General features: G+C 73.1%; 19 protein-coding genes. 6 read left to right on the plus strand and 13 right to left on the minus strand.

The window, feature by feature from the left end; translation table 11 throughout:
• Window position 1: 1 nt before the first annotated feature.
• Genes HL054_RS08560 through HL054_RS08580 form a run of 5 tightly spaced genes read right to left on the minus strand, consistent with a single transcriptional unit; the run spans window position 2 to window position 5453 of the window.
• Window positions 2-997, minus strand: coding sequence for an ABC transporter permease (locus HL054_RS08560; protein WP_369138484.1), 996 nt, complete (start codon window positions 995-997; stop codon window positions 2-4).
• On the minus strand, window positions 994-2511 hold the full coding sequence (locus HL054_RS08565) for a sugar ABC transporter ATP-binding protein (RefSeq protein ID WP_369138485.1): 1518 nt from the start codon (window positions 2509-2511) through the stop codon (window positions 994-996). The genes HL054_RS08560 and HL054_RS08565 overlap by 4 nt, the downstream gene beginning before the upstream one ends.
• Window positions 2508-3572: a zinc-dependent alcohol dehydrogenase gene (locus tag HL054_RS08570; RefSeq protein ID WP_369138486.1), complete on the minus strand. Its 1065-nt coding sequence runs from the start codon at window positions 3570-3572 to the stop codon at window positions 2508-2510. Before HL054_RS08570 ends, HL054_RS08565 begins: the two co-directional genes overlap by 4 nt.
• 22 nt (window positions 3573-3594) lie before the next feature.
• Window positions 3595-4575 carry a transketolase family protein gene (locus HL054_RS08575; protein ID WP_369138487.1) on the minus strand — a complete coding sequence of 327 codons (981 nt, stop codon included), beginning with the start codon at window positions 4573-4575 and terminating at the stop codon, window positions 3595-3597.
• Window positions 4575-5453: a transketolase gene (locus HL054_RS08580; protein ID WP_369138488.1), complete on the minus strand. Its 879-nt coding sequence runs from the start codon at window positions 5451-5453 to the stop codon at window positions 4575-4577. The genes HL054_RS08575 and HL054_RS08580 overlap by 1 nt, the downstream gene beginning before the upstream one ends.
• 247 nt (window positions 5454-5700) lie before the next feature.
• On the opposite strand from HL054_RS08580, the gene HL054_RS08585 reads away from it, so the two are divergent.
• Both HL054_RS08585 and HL054_RS08590 read left to right on the plus strand, forming a co-directional pair.
• On the plus strand, window positions 5701-7200 hold the full coding sequence (locus tag HL054_RS08585) for an aldehyde dehydrogenase family protein (RefSeq protein ID WP_369138489.1): 1500 nt from the start codon (window positions 5701-5703) through the stop codon (window positions 7198-7200).
• A 135-nt stretch (window positions 7201-7335) separates the two neighbouring features.
• Complete coding sequence (locus HL054_RS08590) at window positions 7336-7860, plus strand: MarR family winged helix-turn-helix transcriptional regulator (RefSeq protein ID WP_369138490.1); 525 nt, start codon at window positions 7336-7338, stop codon at window positions 7858-7860.
• Between the two features lie 63 nt (window positions 7861-7923).
• Here the strand turns inward: HL054_RS08590 and HL054_RS08595 are convergent, their stop codons facing one another.
• The 8 genes from HL054_RS08595 to HL054_RS08630 all read right to left on the minus strand — a co-directional run bounded on the left by HL054_RS08595 (window position 7924) and on the right by HL054_RS08630 (window position 15418).
• Window positions 7924-9108 carry an acyl-CoA dehydrogenase family protein gene (locus HL054_RS08595; RefSeq protein ID WP_369138491.1) on the minus strand — a complete coding sequence of 395 codons (1185 nt, stop codon included), beginning with the start codon at window positions 9106-9108 and terminating at the stop codon, window positions 7924-7926.
• A gap of 190 nt (window positions 9109-9298) precedes the next feature.
• Complete coding sequence (locus tag HL054_RS08600) at window positions 9299-10471, minus strand: NAD(P)/FAD-dependent oxidoreductase (RefSeq protein ID WP_369138492.1); 1173 nt, start codon at window positions 10469-10471, stop codon at window positions 9299-9301.
• Window positions 10468-10665 (minus strand): ferredoxin, encoded by a 198-nt coding sequence (locus HL054_RS08605; protein ID WP_369138493.1) that lies wholly within the window; start codon window positions 10663-10665, stop codon window positions 10468-10470. The genes HL054_RS08600 and HL054_RS08605 overlap by 4 nt, the downstream gene beginning before the upstream one ends.
• 1 nt (window position 10666) lies before the next feature.
• On the minus strand, window positions 10667-11857 hold the full coding sequence (locus HL054_RS08610; protein WP_369138494.1) for a cytochrome P450: 1191 nt from the start codon (window positions 11855-11857) through the stop codon (window positions 10667-10669).
• A 205-nt stretch (window positions 11858-12062) separates the two neighbouring features.
• Window positions 12063-12422 carry a hypothetical protein gene (locus HL054_RS08615; RefSeq protein ID WP_369138495.1) on the minus strand — a complete coding sequence of 120 codons (360 nt, stop codon included), beginning with the start codon at window positions 12420-12422 and terminating at the stop codon, window positions 12063-12065.
• Complete coding sequence (locus HL054_RS08620; protein ID WP_369138496.1) at window positions 12419-13336, minus strand: extradiol ring-cleavage dioxygenase; 918 nt, start codon at window positions 13334-13336, stop codon at window positions 12419-12421. Before HL054_RS08620 ends, HL054_RS08615 begins: the two co-directional genes overlap by 4 nt.
• The gene (locus HL054_RS08625) at window positions 13329-14213 is read right to left on the minus strand and encodes a citryl-CoA lyase (RefSeq protein ID WP_369138497.1); all 885 of its coding nucleotides are present in this window, start codon (window positions 14211-14213) and stop codon (window positions 13329-13331) included. The genes HL054_RS08620 and HL054_RS08625 overlap by 8 nt, the downstream gene beginning before the upstream one ends.
• Window positions 14210-15418: a CaiB/BaiF CoA transferase family protein gene (locus HL054_RS08630; protein ID WP_369138498.1), complete on the minus strand. Its 1209-nt coding sequence runs from the start codon at window positions 15416-15418 to the stop codon at window positions 14210-14212. Before HL054_RS08630 ends, HL054_RS08625 begins: the two co-directional genes overlap by 4 nt.
• Window positions 15419-15662: 244 nt before the next feature.
• Between HL054_RS08630 and HL054_RS08635 the strand changes: the two genes are divergently transcribed.
• Genes HL054_RS08635 through HL054_RS08650 form a run of 4 tightly spaced genes read left to right on the plus strand, consistent with a single transcriptional unit; the run spans window position 15663 to window position 19396 of the window.
• A complete protein-coding gene (locus HL054_RS08635) occupies window positions 15663-17153 on the plus strand; it encodes an amidohydrolase family protein (protein ID WP_369138499.1) in 1491 nt (496 codons plus the stop codon).
• A gap of 14 nt (window positions 17154-17167) precedes the next feature.
• Window positions 17168-18028 (plus strand): IclR family transcriptional regulator domain-containing protein, encoded by an 861-nt coding sequence (locus HL054_RS08640; RefSeq protein WP_369138500.1) that lies wholly within the window; start codon window positions 17168-17170, stop codon window positions 18026-18028.
• Window positions 18029-18065: 37 nt separating this feature from the next.
• Window positions 18066-18923, plus strand: coding sequence for a pyridoxal kinase PdxY (pdxY, locus tag HL054_RS08645; protein WP_369138501.1), 858 nt, complete (start codon window positions 18066-18068; stop codon window positions 18921-18923).
• Window positions 18920-19396, plus strand: a complete 477-nt coding sequence (locus HL054_RS08650) for a heme-degrading domain-containing protein (protein WP_369138503.1) — start codon at window positions 18920-18922, stop codon at window positions 19394-19396. The genes pdxY and HL054_RS08650 overlap by 4 nt, the downstream gene beginning before the upstream one ends.
• The last annotated feature ends 10 nt before the right edge of the window (window positions 19397-19406 follow it).

Raw genomic sequence — 19406 nt, forward strand, 5'->3', positions numbered from 1 at the left:
GTCACCTCTCGCGGGTCCTCACGGACGACAGGGTCACGGCGGCGATGATGATCAGACCCGTGACCACCTGCTGCACGTAGGAGTTCACGCCGAGGATGTTGAGCCCGTTGCTCATCACGCCGATGATCGCGACACCGACCATCGTCCCGACGAGGTTCGCCCGGCCCGACCGGATGACGGTCATGCCCAGGAACACCGCGGCCACCGAGAACAGCAGGTTGTCGCTGCCCTGGACGGCGCTGGCGCTGCCCAGGCGGGCGGCCAGCAGGATGCCGGCGACCGCGGCGATGAGCCCCGCGGCGGCGAAGGCCAGCAGCCGGCCCCGCTGCACGTTGATCCCGGAGAGGCGCGAGACCTCGACGTTGCCGCCGATCGCGTACCACTTCCGGCCGGTCGTGGTGAACCGCAGCAGCGCCCACAGGATGATCCCGAGGCCGATCGCCACGTACACCGGCACCGGGATGTTCAGCGCCCGCCCCTGCCCGAGCGAGTTGAACCCCGCCGGCAGGTTGAACAGCGTCGTGCCCTCGGTGACCAGGTAGGCCAGGCCGGTCACCGACGTCATCGTCGCCAGCGTCGCGACGAAGGCCGACAGGTTGAGGTAGGCGACCAGGGCGCCGTTGGCGATGCCGATGAGCAGGCCGACGACGAGCGCGGCGAGGATGGCCGGCCAGGTCGGCCGCCCGTCCAGCATCAGCGAGGCGGCGACGGCGCCGGCCAGGCTGGAGGTCGCGGCGAGGGACAGGTCGAAGTCGCCGACCACCATGACCAGGGTCTGGGCCCCGGCGATGATCGCCAGGATCGAGACCTGGAAGAGGATGTTCCGGACGTTGGTGAAGGTCAGGAACACGTCCGGGCGCATCGCGAAGAAGAAGACGATGAGCAGCAGGAGCGCGATCGTCGTCCCGCCCTGCACGAGGAACTTCCCGATCGAGGTGCGCTGCCGGGCGGGGACCTCGGCCACCGTCGTCGTCGTCGTGGTCTCTGTGGTCGTCATCGGGCAGTCTTCCCGTAGCAGTAGTTGAGCAGCAGTTCCTCGTCGGCGTCCTCGGAACGGGCCTCGCCCGAGATCCGGCCCTCGTGCATGATCAGCACCCGGTCGCTCATCCCGATCAGCTCCGGCAGCTCCGAGCTGACCGCGATCACGGTCGTGCCGTTCGCGGCCAGGCGTCGGATGAGCCGGTAGATCTCCGCCTTGGTGCCCACGTCGATGCCCCGGGTCGGCTCGTCCATCAGCAGGACCGCGGGGTCGCGGGCCAGCATCTTCGCCAGCACCACCTTCTGCTGGTTGCCACCGGACAGCTCGCCGACCGGCTGGCGCGGGCTGCGCGCCTTGACCTGCAGGTCGGACATCCCGCGCCGGGTGATGTCGGCGATCCGCCCGCCGTTCACCATGCCCAGCGAGCTGACCGTGGCGATGTTGGCCAGCGCGACGTTGTCCTGGATCGACGCGCTGAGGATGACCCCCTGGCTGCGCCGCTCCTCGGGGACCAGCGCCATGCCCGCGTCCAGCGTCTTCGCGACGCCGGCGGAGTGGGGCAGCTCGGTGCCGTTGATCGTGATCGTCCCGGACACGTGCTTCTGGGCGCCGGCCAGGATGCGCAGCAGCTCGCTGCGCCCGGACCCGGCCAGGCCCCCGATCCCGAGGACCTCGCCGCGGTGCACGGTGAACGAGACGTCCTGGACCCGGCGCCCGGTGAGCTCGCTGACGGTGAGCGAGACCGTCGAGGTCGCCGTGCCCCGGTCGGGGAACAGCTCGCCGGGCGAGCGGCCCACCATCGTGGAGATGACCTCGTCGATGGTCGAGTCGGCGACGTCCTTGGTCAGCACCGTCTCGCCGTTGCGCATGATGGTGAGCCGGTCGCAGAGCTCGAAGACCTCCTCGAGCCGGTGCGACACGTAGACGATCGCCACGCCGTCGGCGCGCAGCGCGCGGAGCACGGCGAACAGCTCGGTGATCTCGGTGTCGGTGAGCGAGGCGGTCGGCTCGTCCAGGATGAGGATCTGGGCGTCGTTGGCCAGCGCCCGGGCGAAGGAGACCATCGTCTGCTGGACCGGGGACAGCTCGCCGGCCAGCTGGCGCAGCGGGATCTTCTGGTGCAGCCGGTCGAGCTGCTCCTTGGCCCGCCGGCGCAGCGTCGACCACTGGACGATGCCGCCGCGGCTGGGGATCCGCTCCCCGAGCAGGATGTTCTCGGCCACGCTGATCGTGGGGATGATCGAGAGCTCCTGGTAGAGCGCGACGATGCCGGCCCGGTTGGCGACGCGCACGTTGGCGAGCTCGAGCTCCTCGCCGGACCGCAGCACCTGCCCGGCGTCGGGGTGGTAGACGCCGGTGAGCACCTTGACCAGCGTCGACTTCCCGGCGCCGTTCTCCCCGAGGAGCGCGTGGATCTCGCCGGGCCGGACCGACAGGTGGGCGCCGTTGAGCGCGAACACCCCGTCGAAGTGCTTGGAGATGCCGACGGCCTCCAGGGCCGGCGCCGCGGCAGCGGCCGTCGCCGTGCTCATGCCGCGGGTCCCTCGTCGAGGTCGTTGCAGCGGATGAGGACCTTCGCGTGCCGGCCGCTGACGTGCGCGGCGAACGCCTCGACCGCCTCGTCGAGCGGGAACGCCGTGGCGGTCAGCGCGTCCAGGTCCAGCAGCGGCAGCAGCTGCACGGCCCGCGGGAACGCGTACGGCGAGACGAAGACCCCGGTGAGGGTCAGCTCCTTGAGGTACAGCGCGTCGGACAGGTTCAGCGGCATCTCGAAGTCGTGCGGGTACATCGCCCCGTAGACGACGGTGCCGCCCTTCGCCGCCAGGTCCAGCAGCCCGCGCACCGCCCGGGTCGACCCCGAGGCGTCGATCACCACGTCGTACCCACGGCCGCCGGTGATCTCCGCCGTCCGTGCCTGCTGGTCCTCGGTGAGCGGGTCGATCACGTGCTCGGCACCGGTGGCCAGGGCCATCTCGCGGCGCTCGGCGATCGGCTCGATGAGGGTCAGCGAGGTGGCCCCGTGCAGCCGCATCACCTGCAGCGCCAGCTGCCCGATCGGGCCGCCACCGCAGATCGCCACCCGGTCACCGACGCGCATCCGGGTCTTGTCCGCGATCCGGACGGCGACCGAGGTGGGCTCCAGCAGCGCGCCCTGCCGCAGGCTCACCGAGTCCGGCAGCACGTACACCTGGGACTCGTGCCAGGTCACCGTCTCGGCCATGCCGGGGCGGTTGTAGTCGCCGATGTTCTCGCAGAACTGCTGGCGGCCGTCCCGGCACGGCCAGCAGGTGCCGCAGAACCGCAGGAAGTTGCCGGCGACCCGGTCGCCCACCCGGATGCCGGTGCGGACGCCGTCGCCCACCGCCTCGACCACGCCGGAGAGCTCGTGGCCGAGGCCGATGGGCACGTCGGTGCCGAAGAAGCCCTCGGCCAGGTGCGGGTCGGACCCGCAGATCGCCGAGTAGGCGACGCGGATCCGCACGTCCTCCGGGCCGAGCGGCTGGTCGGGCATGTCGACGATGCCGATCCGGCCGCGGGTGGTCTCGTCCGGGTCGCGCAGGCTGCCGATCTTGGTGACCGCGACTGTCCTCATGGGTGTCTCCGTCGGTCGCAGGTCAGTGGGAGGTGGGCCAGGACGGCTGCGCGATGACCCGGCGGGTGGCCGCGACCGTCGCGGCGAGGCCGTAGCCGTGCTTGTCGCGCAGCTCCTCGTCGTCGCCGAAGCCGGCGTAGACCTGGGGGATGCCGAGCCGCTCGAAGCCGCTGAGCCGGATGCCCCGGTCGGCGACGACGTCGGCGATGCGCGAGGCGAGGCCGCCGTAGGCCAGGTGGTCCTCGAGGACGACGAACCGGCCGCCGGTCTCGTCGGCGCACTGGGCGATGAGCGCCTCGTCGATCGGCTTGAGGGTGAACATGTCGACCACCCGCACCGACCGGCCGTCCTCGGCGAGGTCCTCGGCCGCCTGCAGCGCCTGGGCCACCGTCGTCCCGTGGGTGAAGATCGTGGCGTCGGTGCCGTCCCGGGCGATGATCCCCTTGCCGATGCGCACGTCGTGCTCGCCCTCGGCGTAGAGCACCTTGTCCTTCTTGCCGACGGCGAGCCGGATGTAGATCGGGCCCGGCATCGTCATCGACTGGCGCAGGATCTCCCCCACCATGGCCGGGTCGCCGATCGAGGTGACGGTCATGTTGGTCAGCGCGCACATCAGAGCGAGGTCCTCGACCGCGTAGTGGGTCGACCCGCCGTTGCCGACCAGGCCGCCGTGCGTGCCGATGATCTTGACCGGCAGGTTGGGGTAGCAGACGTCGGTGCGGATCTGCTCGAGCGCCCGCATGCTCAGGAAGGGGAGCATCCCCGAGACGACGGGGATGTTGCCGTCGTAGGCGAGGCCGGCGGCGATGCCGACGCAGACCTGCTCCGCGAGCCCGACGTCGACGAAGCGGTCCGGGAACGTCTCCTGGAACTCCACCAGCGTCGCGCCGATGTCGGGGGTCAGCACCCAGAGGTTGTCGTGGGTCTTCCCGAGCTCGGCGAGGGTGGACCCGATCACCGACCGGGCCGACAGCATCTCGCCGAACGTGAACGTGACCGGCATCAGACCGTCTCCTTCTTCCGGGACGCCTCGAGGGCGGCCAGTGCTCGCTCGAGGTCCTCGGCGCCGAGGGAGCCGGCGTGCCACGCGAGGTTGCGCTCCATGAAGTCCACGCCCTTGCCCTTGACCGTCTCGCAGATGACGACCGTGGGGGTCGTGCTGTCCGGCGCCGGCAGGTCGTCGATCGCCTTGACCAGGGACGCCATGTCGTGGCCGTCGACCTCGACGACGTCCCAGCCGAAGGCCCGCCACTTGTCGGGGTAGGGCTCGAAGGCGACCCGCTCCTCCGCGTGGCTGGTCATCAGCTGGCGGTTGCGGTCGACGAAGGCGACCAGGTTGCCCAGGTTGTTGCTGCGGGCGGCCATCGCGGCCTCCCAGACGGAGCCCTCACCGGTCTCGCCGTCACCGAGCAGGCAGACCACGCGGTGGGCCTCGCCGCGGTGCCGGCCGGACAGCGCCATGCCCACCGCGAGCGGGAGGCCGTGGCCGAGCGAGCCCGTCGACGCCTCGACGCCGGGCAGCTGCACCTTGCACGGGTGCATGCCGTAGGCGCTGTCGAGCTTCCCGTAGGTCTCGACGATGCCGTCGTAGGAGAAGAAGCCGCGCATCGACATCGCGATGTACATGCAGACGGCCGCGTGCCCCTTGCTCAGCAGGAAGCGGTCGCGCCGCGGGTTGCTGATGTCGTGCGGGTCGACGCGCAGGCCGTAGTGGAACAGCGACGTGAAGATGTCCGCGGCGGACAGGTCGCCGCCGATGTGCACCGCGCCCTCGTACGTGCCGCACAGGTGGAGCAGCTTGGACCGCAGCTCGAAGGCGCGGTCCTCCAGCTCGGCCACGGACGGCCGCTCACCCTCCAGCCAGGCAGAGTCGTCTCTCATCCTCGGATCCCCTCGTCGATGACCGTCGATCGCGCTCGTGGCAGCTGCGGTCGGCCAGGCCTGCGGGCCGGTGCCCTGGCGGGCCTGCACCAGTGACCTGGGTCACAGTAGCAGCGCTTGGTTTACTTGTGAACCATGTGGTGCGGGCCACAGTAAACCGCTATCGTTCACATGTAAACAGGGCCGTCGGAGACATCTCGGTGGACCGCCCGGCGCCTGTCAGGACACCCAAGGGAAGGTGATCGGCATGACGAGCACCACGAGCACGACGACCCCCGTCACGACGGGGCTGTACATCGGCGGCCAGGAGCGGAGCACCGCGGACGTCCTCGACGTCGTCGACCCCGCCCGGCCCGGCGTCGTCGTCGGCCACGCGGCCGCCGCGACGCAGGCGGACGTGGCCGACGCCGTGGCCGCGGCCAAGGCGGCCTACCCGGCCTGGTCGGCGCTGCCGGCCACCGAGCGCGCCGCCCAGATGGCCGCCGCCATCGAGGGCCTCGCCGACGAGCGCGACGAGGACGCCCGGGTGCTGTCCCTGGAGAACGGCAAGATCGTCCACGAGGCGTGGGTCGACGCGCTGGTCTTCGAGATCCGGTGGCAGCTGGCGCTGTCCCTGGCCGAGGAGGTCGACACCACCAAGGTGCTGCCCCCGGCGCCCGGGATCCCGGTCCAGACCACCATCGCCTACCAGTCGATCGGCGTGGTGACGCTGATCGTCCCCTTCAACTGGCCGATCGCCATCCTCGCCGCGGCGCTCCCCCACGCGCTGCTGGCCGGCAACACCGCGATCGTCAAGCCGCCGCCGTCCACGCCGCTGGCCACCACCCGCCTGGTGCAGCGGGTCGCCGAGAAGCTGCCCCCGGGCGTGCTGAACGTGGTCACCGGCAAGGACAGCGAGATGGCCGGCCTGATCGACAACCCCGACGTCGCGAAGGTGTGCTTCACCGGCAGCGTCAACGGCGGCAAGAAGATCATGGAGATGGCCTCGCGCAGCCTCACCCGGGTCACCCTGGAGCTCGGCGGCAACGACCCGGCGATCATCCGGGCGGACGCCGTCCTGGACGACGACCACCTCGACCGGCTGTTCGGCGCCGTCTACGACACCACCGGCCAGATCTGCATGAACGCCAAGCGGCTCTACGTGCACCGGTCCCGGATGGACGAGCTCGTCGCCGGGCTCACCGCGCGGCTGGAGAAGGTCGTCCTCGGCCACGGCCTGGCCGAGGGCACCACGATGGGCCCGCTGCACCAGTCGGCGCAGAAGGCCTTCGTCACCGACATCATCGAGGAGGCCAAGGCCTCCGGGGCGACCGTGCTCGAGTTCGGCGAGCTGCCCGGCGGCGAGTTCGCCGAGGGCAACTTCCTCCGCCCGGCCGTCGTCGTGGACCCCGACCCCTCGCTCCGGGTGGTCACCCAGGAGCAGTTCGGCCCGGTCATCCCGGTGATCCCCTACGACGACGACGCCGAGGCCGTCCGGCAGGCCAACGACACCTGGGCCGGCCTGTGCGCCTCGGTCTGGACCGCCGACACCGACCAGGCCAACCGGATCGGCGCGCAGCTGGAGTGCGGCTACGTGTGGGTCAACGACCACGGCGCCGCGCGCCTGGACCTGCGCGCCCCGTTCGGCGGCATGAAGGCCTCCGGCATGGGCCGCGAGCAGGGCATCGAGGGCGTCCGCGCGTTCCAGGACACCCGCTCGATCGCCCACACGGCGGACGAGACGGAACAGGCCGGAGCCGCGCACTGACGCAGGGTGCTGGGCCGGCGGGGTGGTCCCCCGCCGGCCCGGGACCACGCCTGGCTACGCTCGACGGCCGCACAGGGAGTCACATCTCGTCAGCACCGGGCGGCGCGTGTGCCACCGCAGAGGGGGAGATGACGAGTGGAGCTGCCACCTGATGCGGTGACCGGGCCGCTGCCGACCGGGATCGACACCAACGACTTCACCCCGCGGCTGATCTCGCTGCTGTCCAACAGCCTCGTCTGGCGGGAGTCGCGCATCCTCCGCGCCCGGTTCGGGCTCGGGACCAACGACTGGCGCGTGCTCTCCGTCCTGGCCATCCGCCCGGGCGTCACGGCCAGCGAGATCTCCGACTTCGTGGCGATGAACAAGGCGATCATCTCCAAGAGCGTCGGGGTGCTCTCCGACCGGCGGCTGATCGTGCAGCTGGAGGACACCGGCCGCTCCCGGCAGCTGTTCCTGACGCCCGAGGGCGCCGAGATGCACGACGCGATGCTGCCGGTCTCGCTGCGCGGCCAGGAGATCATCCTGGGCGACCTCAGCGACGAGGAGGTGACCCGGCTCAACGAGCTGCTGCGCCGGCTCCTCGCCCGGGCGCCGGAGCTGCAGGTCGAGGACTCGCTCGCCGAGGCCGAGGCCGGGTCGGTGTCCGCGGAGACCGCCTGACCCTGCCGGACGCCGGATCGCCGGACGCGGACACGGCCCGGGGGCCGTGTCCGCGTCACCGGCTCAGTTCGACGGCACCAGGTTCATGTAGACCCACGCGTGGTCCGGTGCGAGCCCGGCCAGCGCCCGCCCGGCACCCTCGATCACCTGCGGGCCGGACGTGACGTGCTGCGTGCCGGCGTGCATGTCGCGGAAGAACTGCTGCAGCGTGCCAGAGCGCAGCGCCGCGGTGCCACCGGACTTGTAGACCGAGTTGGCGATCGCCTCCGCCGTCCAGGTGGCGTTGTAGAGGGCCAGCCGGACCATGGTGCGCTGCTCGTGGGTGAGCTTCCCGCCGGCCTCGATGGTCGCGGTGACGTCGGTCCAGGCGGAGTGCACCAGCGCCCGGGCGGCGTGCCACTTGGCCTCGTTCTCGCCGTACGCGGCCTGGAAGGCGCTGCTGTCGGCGAGGGTGCCCGGCCGGCCGGCCTTCGAGCGCACCTGCGCGGCCAGCTCGTCGAGCATCCGGCGGGACAGGCCCAGCGCCCAGGCCGAGTGCCCGATGATCGCGAAGTGCATGATCCCGAGGTTGAACAGCGACCCGCCGCGGACGCCTTCCTCCGTGGTGCCCTCGTGGGTGAAGGTCGCCGGGACGTACACGTCGGTGATCGAGTAGTCGATGCTGCCGGTCGCCCTGAGGCCCATCACGTCCCAGTTGTCGGCGAGCTGGGCCTGGTCGACCGGGAGCACGAAGATCAGCGGCTGGCCGGTGTCCTCCACGATGCCCAGGGTGTGGATCCACTGCGCGTGCTTGATGCCGGACGCGAAGCCCCACTCGCCGGAGAGGCGGTAGCCGTCGCCGTCCCGGACGGCCCGCCCCGGCCGGGTGCCCTGGCCGGCCACCACCGGGAACCGGTCGCCGGCGAACACCTGCTGCGCGGCCTCCTCGGCGAGGTAGGCACCGCCGGTGCCGGTCGCCAGCGCGGCGGCCATGGTCACCCACGCCGTCGACGGGTCGGCGTAGGCGAGCGCCTCGACGATCTCCAGCGAGGCGACCGGGTCGGCCTCGCTGCCGCCGAGCTCCGCCGGGGTCCACATGCCGAACAGCCCGTGCTCGTGCAGGGCGTCAGCCACCGCGTCGGTCAGCTGGCCGCCGGCCTCGTTGGCCGCGGCGTTGTCCTGCACCAGCGGCTGGAGGGCACGGGCGCTGGCGACGAGGTCGGCGGGGGTGCGCGCGCCGGTGGTCGCGGCGGGGGCGGTGGTCGTCATGGTGGCTCCTGTGTCGACGGTGGATCGGGACTGAGGACGGGTGCAGGGGCGGAGCCGCACGGTGTCCCCGCGTCAGTGCTCCAGGCGCCGGTCGGGTCGGGACTGCCTGTCCGCCAGCCGGACGAGTGACCGGAGCAAGTGTCGAGTGGGGCGCTGGGAGTGTCAAGTGCGTCACATCCTGCGCCCCGGGTCAGCCGGCGGCGAGGAGCCGGCGCAGCCGCGGGACCGACAGCGGGCAGTCGATCGCGGCCACCCCGGTCGGGACGCCGTCCGGACCGCGCCAGCGCAGCACCGTGCCGGCCGCCGACGCCACCTCCTCCGGCTCCCCCACGTCGGGCAGCGCGCCGACGAGCTTGACGCTGTGCCCGAACTGCTCGGTCCAGAAGTAGGGACGGGCCCGGAACGGCGCGGGCTCCGCCTCCACCAGCGCGTCGACGGCGGCCATCGCCTGGTCGACCGCGTTGGACCAGTAGGGCGTGCGCAGCGCGCCGACCGGGTGCGGGTGCGCGACGACGTCCCCGGCGGCGACCACCCCGGGCCCGGCGCGCAGGAACTCGTCGACGACCAGTCCCCCCGGTCCGACGTCCAGACCGCTGCCCGCCAGCCACTCGACGTTGGGCCGGCACCCGACCGCGACGAGGACGGCGTCGCCCTCGACGCGGTGACCCGAGGCGAGCACCGCGGTCGTGCCGCCGCCGTCCCGGGCGAGGAGCTCGCGGACCGGCTCGGTGACCACCGTGACGCCGGCGGCCTCGGCCGCGGCGACGAGCAGCCGGCTCACGTGGTCGCCCATCAGGGCGCGCAGCGGCGGGACGTCGCTGACCAGCGTCACCCGGGCACCGAGGTCGCGGGCCACCGAGGCGACCTCCATGCCCAGCGGTCCGCCGCCCACCACGACCACCGAGCGCGCGCCGCGGACGAGCGCGCCGAGCTCCCGGGCGTCGTCGAGGTCGCGCAGCGTGCGGGCGCCGGCGGCCTCGGCCCCGGGGATGGTGCGGGCCCGGGCGCCGGTGGCGACGACCAGCCCGTCCCAGTCCAGCGTCGTCCCGTCGGCCAGGGTGACCCGGCGCGCGGCGACGTCCAGGCCGGCGGCCGGCACCCCCAGCCGCAGCTCGACGTCGGCCAGGTCGGGCAGCTGCGCCGAGCCGGGCTCCTCGGTGCCGGTGAGCACGCCCTTGGACAGCGGCGGGCGGGCGTAGGGCGGGTGCCGTTCGCCGCTGACCAGCGTCACCGGCCCGGTGTGCCCGCGGCCGCGCAGCGCCCGGGCGGCGGTCGCGGCGGCGATCGAGCCGCCGACGACGAGCACCCGCCCGTCCGGGGGCACCGGCGTCACCGCACCTGTCGTCACGGCACCAGGGCTCACGGCACCACCTTCAGGGCGGCCACCGGGCAGGACGCCGCCCCCCGGCCGGCCGCGACGGCGTGCTCCGCGGGCACGTCCTGGCCCTCGAACCGGTAGTGCAGGTCGCCCTCGTCGTCGAGGGTGAAGACGTCGGGGGCCTGGTCCTCGCAGAGCCCGTGGCCCTCGCAGCGCGCGTAGTCGACGGAGATCTGCACGTCAGGCCCCGGTGTGGACGGTGACCGGCAGGGACCCCAGCGCCCGGATGAGGTTGTTCAGCGCCCGCTCGGGCTCGCCGAGCTCGAACCGGGTGACGCTTCTGGCCAGCGCGGCCAGCAGCGACTCGGTCTCCATCCGGGCCAGCGCCTGGCCGGCGCAGCCGTGCTCGCCGTAGCCGAACCCGAGCTGCTGGACGGCGTCGGCGCGGGTGACGTCGAAGACGTCGGGGTCGGGGAACTTGCGCTCGTCGCGGTTGGCGGCGGCGTAGACGACCAGCACCCGGGAGCCCGCCGGGACGGGGACGCCGTCGATCTCGGTGTCGTGCACCGCGAGCCGGCCGAAGGCCCGGATCGGCGACTCGTACCGGACGACCTCGTTGACCGCGTTCGGGATCAGGCCCGGGTCGCGGCGGACGAGGTCCCACTGCTCCGGGAACCGGCCGAACAGCCAGATCGCGCTGCCGACAGCGCTGATCGTGGTGTCCAGCGACGGCGCCAGGTAGTCCAGCATCAGCATCATCGTCTGCTCGGTGGTGATGTCGCCCCGGTCCCGGGACTCGAGCACGCTGGCGCCGAGGCTGCCGGGCAGCACGTTGCCGGTGCGGACGATCTCCGCCCCGAAGCCGGCCATCTCGCCGCACTGGGGCAGGGCCCGCTCAGCGCGGGCGTTCATCGGCCCGAAGGAGTCGAAGTTGGCGCCCGCCCAGCGCAGCAGGTGCTCGCGCCCCTCCTGCGGCCAGCCGATGAAGTCCGGCACGATCGACAGCGGCAGCGCCCGGGCGAGGTCGGCGACCGCGTCGAACGAGCCGCGCTCCACGAGCCCGGCGACCAGCTCGTCGGCGCGCGCGGTGACGGTCTCCCGCATCGGGCGGAGCGAGCGGGGGGTGAGCCGGTGGGCCACCACCTGGCGCAGGTGCGCGTGCAGCTCGCCGTCGCTGGCCAGCGTGCACCCGAGGATCGCGGAGTTCGCCGGCTCGTTGAGCGCGATGCCGTTGGCGGAGTGGAAGTCCTCGGTGTTCGCGAGCACCGCGCGCGCGTCGGCGTACCGGGCGACGGCGAAGGCGCCGTGCGCCTCCAGCCACACCGCGGGGCCCAGGTCGCGCAGGGCGCGGTAGTGCTCGTAGGGCTCCAGCAGCGCCTCGTCGGTGTAGATGTCCGCCTGGTAGGTCGGCACGGCGGCGGTGCTCGTCATGTCCGGGGTCCTCTCGACACTGGGATCCACGCAGGGTCCGGTCCGCAGTGGACGGATGTCCGTGCAGCGGACGCGGCGGACACTGCCGGACGCCCGCAGAGTGTGTCAAGGACCACTCTGCGACCCCGGGGGCCGGCTCGCACACCCACCCGGGACAGCCGGCAGCCCCGGTACCGGCGGCGGTACCGGGGCTGGTCGGGCCCGGTCAGGTGGTGATGTCGGGGTAGGGCATCGAGAGGTGCGCCAGGGCCCTGCCGTAGGCGCGCTGGTACTCCAGCGGCCCGTGGTCGCGCTCGAACACGGCGATGAAGAGCGTCAGGGTGAGGAAGGGGTGCGCACCCAGCTGGAACAGCGCGACGTGGTCGTGCTCGCGCAGCGCCCGGCGCTCCTCGTCGTCAAACGCCAGCCACGTCGTCCGCTCGGCGGAGGTGCTGTTGAGCAGCGAGCCGGCCATCTCGGCCTCCCACCACTCGACGGTGCCGGCCGGGTCCTCGCGGTACCGCTCGGTGAGCTCGGGGTCGCGGTCGACGGTGTACAGGAACTTGTCCAGCAGGTACCGGCTCATGCCTGCGCCTCCGCCCGGGTCGTCGCCGCCGTCGTCGTCGCCGTCGCCGCCTTCGCCGGGAGCCCGTTCGGGTACCAGGTGAAGTAGGCCTCCATGGTGTGGAACAGGTCCAGGGTGTCGACGTGGTCGGCCTGCTGGCCCTCGCCGGCCGCGCCCATCATGAGCATGAAGTCCATGAACCCGTGGGTGGCGTTGCCCGGGTGGTGCAGGCTCTCCAGCGTCACCTCGGCCAGGCAGCCCTCGATGTTGCCGCTCGCGATCCACTCCACCGCCTTGCGGTCGAACTCGGGGTCGGGCCCGTGCTCGCCGAACTGGCGGGGACCGCCGAGCTCCAGCGAGAGGTGGCCGGTGCCGATGATGGCCACCCGCTTGTCGCTCTCCCAGGACTCCACCATCTCCCGGAGCGCCCGGCCCAGCTGCACGAAGCGCTTGGGCTGCGGCATCGGCGGCGCGAAGATGTTGGTGTAGACCGGCACGATCGGCAGGTCGGCCTCGGGCCGCAGCGTGATGATCGGGCAGGTGATGCTGTGGTCGATCCGCAGCTCGTTGCTGAACGCCAGGTCGAAGTCGCGGTCCAGCCCGTCGCGCAGGATGTGCGCCGCCAGGTCCTCCTCGCCGCGCAGCGTCATCTTCGGCAGCCCGAACTCGCGCTCCTCGTTGTGCCAGTTGGCGTCGAAGAACGGCGCCTTGCCCACCAGGAACTGCGGCATGTTGTCCAGCCACAGCTGGTGGAAGTGGTCACTGCCCACCATCACCAGCACGTCGGGCTCGGCGGCGGTGAGCGTCTCGCGGAACCGCTCGATCTTCGCCACCCACTCGTCGGCGAACGGCGGCCGGTCGGCGCCGGTGGACGTGCTCGCGCGGTAGTAGAAGGGGTGGTGCGTGGACGCGATGACCGCGGCCAGTTCAGCCATGACGACCTCCGTTGGTGCCAGTGTCCGAGGTGGGGCCCGGGGTGCGGGCCGAGTCTGCCGGAAGGGGCTCCGGCACGAAGGGGTCCGGGTCGACCGACCGGTTGGCGAGGTCGACGGACAGGAAGACGTCGTTGGCGACCGGGTGCCGCAGCTCCTCCGCCAGCTGGCCGATCAGGCCGGCGGTGCGGGCGAGCAGCGCGAAGCCGCGCAGCAGCTCCAGCGGCAGGCCGAGGTCGGCCAGCGCCGCCCCGCACACCCCGGCGCCGTTGAGCGGCAGGGTCTTCCCGAGCACCTGGGGGTGCACCCGGCCGATCGCGGCGAACAGCGACAGGTGCGGCCCGACCAGCCCCTCCTCGGCCGCGATCTGCAGCAGCCGCGGGGTGCGCGGGTCGCCGTCCTTGTGCACGTGGTGGCCCAGGCCCGGGACGAACCGGCGGGCCGCCCGCTGCGCGGCGACGGTCTCCAGCGCCAGGGCGTCCCAGCCGGCGTCGTCGGTGGGCAGGGCGCCGTCGACGCCGGTGAGCACGTCGTGCAGGAACCGGCCGCAGTCCTCGGTGACCCCCAGGAAGCGGGAGCCGCCGCCGAGCAGCCCGGCGGCCAGCGCGCCCTGCACCGAGTCCGGCGCGGACAGGTAGGTCAGCCGGGCGACGATCGCCGTCGGGGTGAACCCGTGGTCGGCCAGCGCGGCCAGCACCGCCTCGAAGACCCGGGTCTCCCCCGGGCTGGGCCGGCGCTGGGTGGCCAGCCAGAAGGCCAGCTCCCCGAAGCCGACGGTGCCCATCACGTCGCGGGCCAGGTCGGTGCCCAGCAGGGTGATGGTCTCCCGGCTCGAGGCGCCCAGGGCCGTGGGGTAGACCGGCCGCTCCGGGGTGGTCACGCGCCCGCCTCCCCCACCGGGACGCCGGCCGGCGCGGACAGCCAGCGCCGCAGCTCCGCGCCGTGCTCGTCCAGCGCCGGCGGCGGCAGCCGGTAGTCCGGCGGGGTCTCGGAGAAGGTGACCGGGTTGCGCACCGAGGGCACCGCCGCGCCGCCCTCCCCCACCGTCACCACCGGGTCCAGGCCGATCGACGTGGCGAAGGCGACGCCCTGGTCGACGGTGTTGATCGGGCCGCACGGCACCCCGGCGGCGATGACGTCGGTGAACCACTCGGCCTTCGACCGGGTCCGCAGCCGCTCGACCAGCAGCGGCCGCAGTTCGTCCCGGTTGGCCGTGCGGTCCTCGTTGCGGGCGAACCGCGGGTCGTCGGCCAGCTCGGGCACGCCGAGCACCTCCACCAGCTTGCGGAACTGGCGGTTGTTCCCCGCGGTGACGATCAGGTCGCCGTCCGCGCAGGGCAGCGGCTCGTAGGGGAACAGGCTGGGGTGGCTGTTGCCCATCCGGAACGGGACGACGCCGCCGGCGACGGCCGCGCTGGCGTGGTTGACCAGCCCGGACAGCGCCGAGGAGAGCAGGTTGACCTCCACGTGCTGGCCCCGGCCGGTCCCGTGCCGCAGGTTCAGCGCCGACAGCACCCCGACCGTGGCGTGCAGCCCGGCCATCACGTCGAAGACCGAGATGCCGGCCCGGAACGGCTCGCCGGCCGGGTCGCCGGTGAGGCTCATCAGCCCCGAGATCGCCTGCACGATCAAGTCGTAGCCGGGCAGCGCCGCGCCGTCGGGCTGGCTGCCGAAGCCGGTGATCGAGGCGTAGACGACCCCCGGGTTGCCCGCGGCGACGGTCTCGTAGTCGAGGCCGAACCGGGCCAGGCCGCCGGTCCTGAAGTTCTCGACGACCACGTCGGCCCGGCGGGCCAGCTCGCGCGCGGCGGCGGCGTCGTCCGGGTCGCGGAGGTCCAGGGCGATCGACCGCTTGTTGCGGTTGACCCCGAGGTAGTAGGTGGACACCCCGTCCCGCAGCGGCGGGCTCCAGCTGCGGGTGTCGTCGCCCTGCGGGGACTCGACCTTGACCACCTCGGCCCCCATGTCGGCCAGCAGCATGGTGGCGTACGGGCCGGCGAGGATGCGGGAGAAGTCGGCGACCAGCACGCCGGCGAGGGGTCCGGTGCCGCGCGGCCCGGCAGCGCCGGCGAGGTCTGCGGTCATCGTCGTACGGAGTCCCCTCAGCTGGCTTGTCGTGATGCGGACGATCGTCCGTTTCCAATCTCGGCGGACCAGTCGAGCACTGTCAAGCCCCGTGCTGGCGTCCGCCTGACGACGCCGGGCCAGGCCTTGACACGTGACCTGGGTCCTGTGGAGGCTGATGGCCGCCTGTCCGGACCGGCAAGCGGACGCGGGTCCGTGGAGCCGGTGCCGGGGAGTGCGAGCCCGTCGTCCAGGAGGAGCCCCCATGTCCCACCCCGACGCCGCCGTCGTGACCCCGGCGGACGGCCAGCCCGTCGTGCTGCGCGGCGGGACGGTGCTGACCATGGACGACGCCCACACGGTCGTCCCGGACGGCGACGTGCTGGTCGTCGACGGGCGGATCGCCGCGGTCGGGTCCGCCCTGGAGGTGCCGCCGGGCACCGCGGAGGTCGACGCGCGGGGCGGGATCGTGATGCCCGGGATGATCGACACCCACCGGCACATGTGGCAGACGGCGATGCGCGGCTACGGTGCCGACTGGACGCTCACCCAGTACTTCGTCTGGTACTACCTCGAGCACGGGAAGGCCTTCCGCCCCGAGGACGTGCACGCCGGCAACCTGCTGTCGGCCTGGGACGCCCTGGAGGCCGGCGTCACCACGACCGTCGACTGGTCGCACGGCCTGCAGACCGTCGACCACGCGGAAGCCGCCGCGGACGCGCTGCTCGCCGTCCCCGGCCGGTTCGTCCTCGCCTACGGCAACATCCAGGCGGGTCCGTGGGAGTGGGCGACCGACCCCGCCGTGCAGGGCTTCCTGCAGCGCCGCCGGGACGAGGGCCGGCTGGGGCTGCAGCTGGCCTTCGACGTCACCGGCGACCCGGCCTTCCCGGAGAAGGCGGCGTTCGAGGCGGCCCGCGAGCTGGGCCTCCCGGTCACCACGCACGCCGGCGTGTGGGGCGCCACCAACGACGCGGGCATCCAGCTCATGCACGAGCACGGCTTCATGACCCCGGAGACGGTCTACGTCCACGCCGCCACACTGGACACCGACTCCTACCACCGGATCGCGGCCACCGGCGGCTCGATCTCGGTCTCCACGGAGTCCGAGCAGAGCGCCGGTCAGGGGTACCCGCCCACCTGGCAGGTGCGGCGGCACGGCATCCCGGTGTCGCTGTCGATGGACACCAGCGTCTGGTGGAGCAGCGACCTGTTCTCCGCGATGCGCACCACGCTGGGCGCGGACCGGTCGCGGGAGCACCTGGAGGCGCACGCCCGCGGCGAGACCGTCACCCAGGTGCACCTGCGTGCCGAGCACGTCGTCGACTGGGCCACCCGGGGCGGTGCCCGCGCGCTGGGCCGCGACGACCTCGGCAGCCTGGAGCCGGGCAAGCGGGCCGACGTCGTGCTGGTCAAGAACGACGACTCGCCGGTGTCGTTCCCGCTGCTCAACCCCTACGGTCACCTGGCCTTCCAGGCCCAGCGCGGCGACGTGCACACCGTGCTGGTCGACGGCCGGGTGGTGAAGAGCGCGCACCGGCTGGTCGGTGCCGACCTCCCCGCGGTGCGCTCCGCGGTCGACGCGACCGTCGAGCACCTGCGGTCGACGATGGGCGAGGAGACCTGGGCCCAGGGGATGAACCCGGCGCTGCCCGGCGACGAGGTGCTCGACAACCCGTACACCTACACCGAGTACAAGTCGGCCAGCACGCACGACGCCCGGGGCAGCGTCTTCGGCGACGACGCCGCCGGCCGCTGAGCGGGGGGTCCTCCGTGGCAGGCCGGGGTCGGGGACCGGACTTCGTCGAGGCGCTGGCCCGCGGGCTGGACGTGCTCGCGTGCTTCAGCGCCGAACGCCCGGCGATGTCGCTCAGCGAGGTGGCCGCCCAGGTCGGGCTCGCCCGGCCGACGGCCCGCCGGCTCCTGCTGACCCTGGAGGAGCTCGGGTTCGTCCGCAGCGCCGCCGGCCAGTTCCGGCTCACCCCGCGGGTGCTGAGCCTCGGCATGGCCTACGTCGGCGCGCTCGGCCTGTGGGACATCGCCCGGCCGCACCTGGCCGACCTGGTCGCGGCCACCGGCGAGTCCTCCTCGATGGCCCAGCTCGACGGCTCCGACATCGTCTACGTCGCCCGGGTGGCGGTGCCGAAGCTGATCACCCTGCGGGTGGAGATCGGCACCCGGTTCCCGGCCGCGCAGACCTCGCAGGGCAAGGTGCTGCTGGCCGCCCTCTCCCCCGACGAGCTCGACGAGGCCCTCGGCACCCCGAGCCGGTCGGGGCTCCCGCCCTACATCGGCCGCACCGCCGAGCAGCTGGCCGCGGAGCTGACCGGCATCCGGGCCCGCGGCTGGGCGCTGGCCGACGAGGAGCTGGCCCCGGGCGTCCGCTCGGTCGCGGTCCCGGTCCGGGACGGCGCGGGCGTCGTCCGGGCGGCGATGAACGTGACCGTGCACGCCGCCGAGACCTCCGCCGAGCAGCTGGTCTCCGAGCACCTGCCGCGGCTGCTGCGCACCGCCGGCGAGGTCAGCGCCGAGTGGGCGCTGTGGCAGTCCCGGCCGCACCTGACGGTGCCCCGCAGCCCCGCCCCGGTGGCGGCCCCGGTGGCGGCCCCGGCGGCCGGCCCGGCCACCGCCTGACGCACGGGCCCGCCGGGCGGTGTGGAACGGTCCTCCCATGGTGAACGTCCTGTCCATCCAGTCGCACGTGGCCTACGGCCACGCCGGCAACGCCTCGGCGGTGTTCCCCCTGCAGCGGCTGGGCATCGAGGTCTGGCCGGTGCACACCGTCCAGTTCTCCAACCACACCGGCTACGGCGCGTGGACCGGCCGGGTGTTCGACGGGCAGGCCGTCGACGAGGTCGTCCAGGGCATCGAGGACCGCGGCGTGCTCGGCAGCTGCGACGCCGTCCTGTCCGGCTACCTCGGCTCGGCCGACATCGGCCACGCGGTGCTCGGGTCGGTGGCCAAGGTGCGGGCCGCGAACCCGGCCGCCGTCTGGTGCTGCGACCCGGTGATCGGCGACGTGGGCCGCGGGGTGTTCGTCCGACCCGGCATCCCCGAGTTCCTCCGCGAGGTCGCCGTCCCGGCCGCCGACATCGTGACGCCGAACCACTTCGAGCTCGAGCTGCTCACCGGGCAGCCGACCGGGTCGCTGGCGTCGGTCACCGACGCCGTCGCCGCGCTGCAGGAGACCGGGCCGCGGGTCGTGCTCACCACCTCGCTGGTGGCCGAGGACACCCCGGCCGACTCGGTCGACCTGCTGGCGTCCGAGGGCGGCCAGCACTTCCGGGTGCGCACTCCTCGGCTGGACCTGTCGGTGAACGGCGCCGGCGACGCCATCGCCGCGCTGTTCCTCGCGCACTGGCTGGACACCCGGTCCGCCGGGACGGCGCTCGGCCGGGCGGCCGCCTCGGTGTTCGGGCTGCTGCGGATGACCGCGGAGGCGTCGTCCCGGGAGATCCTGCTCGTCGCCGCGCAGGACGAGTACACCTCCCCCACCCGCACCTTCGACGTCACCGAGGTCCGACCGTGAGCGACTTCCCCACCCTGGCCGAGCTGGCCGCCGAGGAACACGAGCTGCAGCTCGCCCGCTTCACCAACGACGACGCGTGGGCGCTGGGGTCCGCGCTGGTGGCCCGCGGCCGCGACGGCGGGCTGCCGATCGCGATCGAGGTGTCCCGGCACTCCCACCAGCTCTTCCACGCGGCGCTCGACGGGGCGACCCCGGACAACGACACCTGGATCGCCCGCAAGGCGGCCACCGTGCACCGCTTCGGGCACAGCTCGCTGTTCGTCGGGCAGCGCTCGCGGGAGGAGGGCACCACCTTCGAGGAGCAGTTCGGGCTGGACCCGCAGCGGTACGTCGCCCACGGCGGGGGCTTCCCCCTGCTGGTCCGGGACGTCGGCCCGGTCGGGGTCGTCGTGGTGTCCGGTCTCCCGCAGGTCGAGGACCACCGGCTCGTGGTCACCGCCCTGCGGGAGCTGCTCGCCGCCCAGCTGGGCTGAGCCGTCCGGC

The organism is Modestobacter versicolor (assembly GCF_041028285.1).
In the GTDB taxonomy this organism is placed as follows: Bacteria; Actinomycetota; Actinomycetes; order Mycobacteriales; family Geodermatophilaceae; genus Modestobacter; species Modestobacter versicolor_A.

Excerpts from the sequence above, each read along its gene's own strand:
- HL054_RS08630 (WP_369138498.1), bottom strand. The coding sequence starts at position 15,418 with ATGACCGCAGACCTCGCCGGCGCTGCCGGGCCGCGCGGCACCGGACCC.
- HL054_RS08565 (WP_369138485.1), bottom strand. The coding sequence starts at position 2,511 with ATGAGCACGGCGACGGCCGCTGCCGCGGCGCCGGCCCTGGAGGCCGTC.
- HL054_RS08585 (WP_369138489.1), top strand. The coding sequence starts at position 5,701 with ATGACGAGCACCACGAGCACGACGACCCCCGTCACGACGGGGCTGTAC.
- HL054_RS08580 (WP_369138488.1), bottom strand. The coding sequence starts at position 5,453 with ATGAGAGACGACTCTGCCTGGCTGGAGGGTGAGCGGCCGTCCGTGGCC.
- HL054_RS08575 (WP_369138487.1), bottom strand. The coding sequence starts at position 4,575 with ATGCCGGTCACGTTCACGTTCGGCGAGATGCTGTCGGCCCGGTCGGTG.
- pdxY (WP_369138501.1), top strand. The coding sequence starts at position 18,066 with ATGGTGAACGTCCTGTCCATCCAGTCGCACGTGGCCTACGGCCACGCC.
- HL054_RS08635 (WP_369138499.1), top strand. The coding sequence starts at position 15,663 with ATGTCCCACCCCGACGCCGCCGTCGTGACCCCGGCGGACGGCCAGCCC.
- HL054_RS08610 (WP_369138494.1), bottom strand. The coding sequence starts at position 11,857 with ATGACGAGCACCGCCGCCGTGCCGACCTACCAGGCGGACATCTACACC.
- HL054_RS08615 (WP_369138495.1), bottom strand. The coding sequence starts at position 12,422 with ATGAGCCGGTACCTGCTGGACAAGTTCCTGTACACCGTCGACCGCGAC.
- HL054_RS08595 (WP_369138491.1), bottom strand. The coding sequence starts at position 9,108 with ATGACGACCACCGCCCCCGCCGCGACCACCGGCGCGCGCACCCCCGCC.
- HL054_RS08620 (WP_369138496.1), bottom strand. The coding sequence starts at position 13,336 with ATGGCTGAACTGGCCGCGGTCATCGCGTCCACGCACCACCCCTTCTAC.
- HL054_RS08560 (WP_369138484.1), bottom strand. The coding sequence starts at position 997 with ATGACGACCACAGAGACCACGACGACGACGACGGTGGCCGAGGTCCCC.
- HL054_RS08570 (WP_369138486.1), bottom strand. The coding sequence starts at position 3,572 with ATGAGGACAGTCGCGGTCACCAAGATCGGCAGCCTGCGCGACCCGGAC.